Origin of the sequence: Micromonospora sp. ATA51 (assembly GCF_016802855.1) — a bacterium.
In the GTDB taxonomy this organism is placed as follows: Bacteria; Actinomycetota; Actinomycetes; order Mycobacteriales; family Micromonosporaceae; genus Micromonospora; species Micromonospora sicca.
This window is the reverse complement of sequence record NZ_JAEVHJ010000466.1, coordinates 1-3,835: the sequence shown is the minus strand read 5'-3', so window position 1 is coordinate 3,835 and position 3,835 is coordinate 1. Positions and strand designations below refer to the sequence as shown.

Genomic DNA, 3,835 nt, shown 5'->3' with positions numbered 1-3,835 from the left:
AACCCACCACCAGCGGCCCGACCAGCCCCAGCCCAACCACCCACCTCGGCGGTCCGAGGCGGAGCCTCACTGGTGCGGTGTCCACTAACGTTCACCGGGGTTGCGGTGGGTGTTGTGGATCCTCGCCTTGGGGCGAGCGACGCGACGCGCGAGCGTGATCTTGTGATTGGCTCCATTGCTGGTCAATGGTGGTGGGCGCGGCAGGTTTCGAACCTGCGACCCCTCGCTTGTAAGGCGAGTGCTCTCCCGCTGAGCTACGCGCCCGGAACGCCCGTACAGCGGGCCGGTGGCTGGCAAGCCTACCTGCCGGTCACCGGCCCGGTCGAACGGTATGCCCGGTTCGGGGATCAGGCGGCGACGGTCTCGGCGAGCGCCTTGCGCCAGCCCTCCTGGTCGCGCGCCTCGCCCGGCATGTTCATCTCCGCGAACCGGACCACGCCGGTCTTGTCGATCACGAAGGTGCCGCGGTTGGCGATGCCCGCGACGTCGTTGAACACGCCGTACGCCTGGGCAACCGCGCCGTGCGGCCAGAAGTCGGCCAGCAGCGGGAACTGGTAGCCCTCCCGGTCGGCCCAGATCTTGTGGGCGTAGACGGAGTCGACGCTGACGGTCAGCACCTGGACGTCGTCGTTGACGTACTCGTTGAGGTTGTCCCGCACCTCGCACAGCTCACCCTGGCAGATGCCGGTGAAGGCGAGCGGGTAGAAGACCAGCAGCACGGTGCGCTTGCCGCGGAAGTCGGCGAGCCGAACCTCCTGGTTGTTCTGGTCCTTCAGCACGAAGTCCGGCGCCTCGGCGCCAACCTCGATGGTCATGCGAGCTCCTCGGGTCGAGTCTGGAGACGATCAGCCTGCCACACCCGGTGGCGCGGGCCGCCGGGGCGTGGAGGGCCGGCTACTTCTTCGCCTTGGACCCGCGGCGGAGCACCAGGCGGGCGCCGCTCCAGTCGAGGCCGGCGTTGACCGTCGAGGTCTGCTGGAGGCCGGCGGTCTGCGCGCTCTCCGCGACCTCGCTCGGCTCGACGTGGCCGTCCCGCCCGGCCTTGGGCGTCAGGAGCCACACCACCCCGTTGTCGGCCAGCGGCCCGAGGGCGTCGACGAGAAGCTCGAAGAGGTCACCGTCGCCGTCGCGGTACCAGACGAGCACCGAGTCGACCACCTCGTCGGTGTCCTCGTCGACCAGCTCTCCACAGCGGTCGGTCAGGGCGTCGCGGAGATCCTGGTCGACGTCGTCGTCGTACCCCATCTCCATGACGACCATCCCCGGCTCGATCCCGAACCGGTCCGCCAGGCTGCGTACCCCGTCGGCGGCCTGACCAGCGGTCGCGCTCACTGTCGCGTGCCTCCTCATCTCATCCCTGCTCGCGGCGTCGTACGACACCGTCGGGCCAAGTCCACACAGTTGTGGCTCCCCGCGCAAGTGGCGCACCGGGTGGAACGGAATTTACCGTGCCAGCAGCGTACGAGCACCCTGGGTAATGGCTTCCTCGGAGACCAGAACCTGACGCGCCGCCGGACCTAATGGTACAAACGAGTCAACTCCCGCCACCCGGCGCGCCGCCCCGACGTACCCGGCGTCGACCAGCGCGGCGATCACCCCCTCGCCCACCCCGCCCGACCGGCGGGTCTCGTCGACGACCAGGACCCGGCCGGTGGCCGAGGCCTCCCGGATGATGTCGGCCACCGGCAGCGGGGCGAGCCAGCGCAGATCCACCACCCGGGTGCCGATCCCCTCGTCGGCGAGGGTGGCCGCCGCCCGCAGCGACATCCGCACCCCGTTACCGAAGGTGATGATGGTGACGTCTTCGGCGGAACCGACCCCGTACACCCGGGCCCGGCCCACCGGGACGTGGCCGGCCGCCCACGCGCCGGGTTCGGCGTACTCGCCCAGCCACTCCCCGTCGCCGTCGGCGTACAGGTTCCGGGTGTGGTAAAGGGCGATCGGCTCCAGGAAGACGCAGACGCTGCCGTCCACCGCCGCGGCGGCCAGGCAGGTCCGCAGCATGGGCGCGGCGTCGTCCGGCCGCGCCGGCACCGCGATCACCAGGCCGGGCACGTCCCGCAGTACGGCCACCGAGTTGTCGTTGTGGAAGTGCCCGCCGAACCCCTCCTGGTACGCCAGCCCGGCGACCCGCACCACCATCGGGTTGCGGAACGCGCCGCCGGAGAAGAACTGCATGGTGGCGGCCTCGCCGCGCAACTGGTCCTCGGCGTTGTGCAGGTAGGCCAGGTACTGGATCTCCGGCACCGGCAGCATTCCGGCGATCCCCGCGCCGAGGCCCAGCCCGAGGATCGAGGTCTCGTCGAGGAGCGTGTCGAAGACCCGGGCCGCGCCGAACCTGTCCCGCAGCCCCTTGGTCACCCCGTACACCCCGCCCTTGGCGGCGACGTCCTCGCCGAACACGGCCATGCCGGGGTGGTCGAGCATCCCGTCGGCGAGCGCCGCGTTGATGCTCTGCGCCAGGGTGAGCGGGCCGGCCAGCTCCGGCGGCTTGCCGCCGAACGCCTCGGCGCGCGCGGCCGCGTTCGGCCCGGCCGCCCGGGCCGCCGCGTCGGCCACGGCGTGGGAGATCCGTACCGGCCGGCGGGGGGCCAGCGCCGCCACCACCTCGGCCGGGGAGGCGAGCTTCGGCTCGTCGAGCACCTCCTCGGCGATCCGGCGGACCTGCCAGCCCCGCTCGTCGTACCGGGTCAGCAGTTCCTCGCCGGTGGCGAAGCCTCCCTCGACCAGCAGCCGCGCGGTGGCCAGCAGCGGGTCCCGCTCGGCGTCCGCGGCGATCTCCGCCGGGCTCCGGTACGCGGTCTCCGCGTCCGCCCCGGCGTGTCCCATCAGCCGCACGGTGGTCAGGTGCAGCACGGCCGGCCGCCGGTGCCGGCGCACCCAGGCCGCCGCCTCCCCCGCCACCCGGTACGCCTCGACCGGGTCGGCGCCGTCCGCGGCGAAGTAGCGGATCCCGGGCTTCGCGCGCAGCGTCGCCGCCACCCAGCCCTTCGGTGAGCGGACGCTGATGCCGAGGCCGTTGTCCTCGCAGACGAAGAGGACCGGGATGCGCAGGCCGGTGTGGTCGTACCAGCCGGCGGTGTTGAACGCGGCGGTGGCGCTGGCGTGGTTCACCGAGGCGTCGCCGAACGAGCAGACCACGATGGCGTCCGGCGGCCACGGCGAGCCGGTCGCCTCGCCGGTCGACGGCGCGGACCCGGCCCGGCGCCCGCCGCCGACCCGTCGCAGCCGTTCCAGGGCCAACCCCATGCCGACCGCCCGGGGCAGGTGCGAGGCGATGGTGGAGGTGGTGGGGATGACGGTCAGGTCGGCCCGGCCGAAGACCTTGTGCCGGCCACCGGCGATCGGCTCCCGGGCCGAGGCGACCATCCCCCGCAGCACGTCCCGCGCCGCCTCGGCGTACGCGTCCTCGGCGACCGCCGGGGCGGCGAGCACCGCCTCGCCGGTGGCGTCGACCGCGACCCCGACGCCGAGCGGAAGGGCCCTCGCCTGGACGGCGCCCGCGTCCCGGTCCGGCGCGCCGGCGTCCCGGGCGGGCGCTCGGCTGTCCGGTCGGGGGTTCCGGTGTTCTGGTCGTGGTCCGGCGCCACGGTGCCGGACGCGGCTCGACGGCCTCCGCCGCCGACCGCCCGGGGTCGGTTCCGGCCCGGCCGGCGCCTTCCGCGTCGGGCTCGGCCGAGCCGCCGAGCAGCCGGTCCCGCCCCGAGGTCGCCGCGTCCGGCTCGGTCCGGTCAGCGCCCGGGTCGTTACACCCCCGGACGCCCGAGCAGGCCACTGCCGCCGGGCCGATCCCCTTCAAGACTTCCCCTTTTTTTGCGCGGCGCGACCGCACCCC

The 3,835-nt window shown here is 73.5% G+C and carries 2 protein-coding genes, 1 tRNA gene and 1 pseudogene; all 4 read right to left on the bottom strand.

The features are described from left to right. Positions 1-189: 189 nt before the first annotated feature. Positions 190-264, bottom strand: a tRNA-Val gene (locus JNW87_RS36010). A gap of 83 nt (positions 265-347) precedes the next feature. Beyond that, a complete protein-coding gene (locus tag JNW87_RS36005; protein ID WP_109805529.1) occupies positions 348-815 on the bottom strand; it encodes a peroxiredoxin in 468 nt (155 codons plus the stop codon). A gap of 79 nt (positions 816-894) precedes the next feature. Beyond that, complete coding sequence (locus JNW87_RS36000; RefSeq protein ID WP_109805528.1) at positions 895-1,332, bottom strand: DUF3052 domain-containing protein; 438 nt, start codon at positions 1,330-1,332, stop codon at positions 895-897. Between the two features lie 111 nt (positions 1,333-1,443). After that, a pseudogene (locus JNW87_RS35995) lies at positions 1,444-3,402 on the bottom strand (transketolase C-terminal domain-containing protein); the annotation flags it as partial. Positions 3,403-3,835: the final 433 nt, after the last annotated feature.

Coding starts and splice junctions, on each gene's coding strand:
- JNW87_RS36005 (WP_109805529.1), bottom strand. CDS start 815: ATGACCATCGAGGTTGGCGCCGAGGCGCCGGACTTCGTGCTGAAGGAC.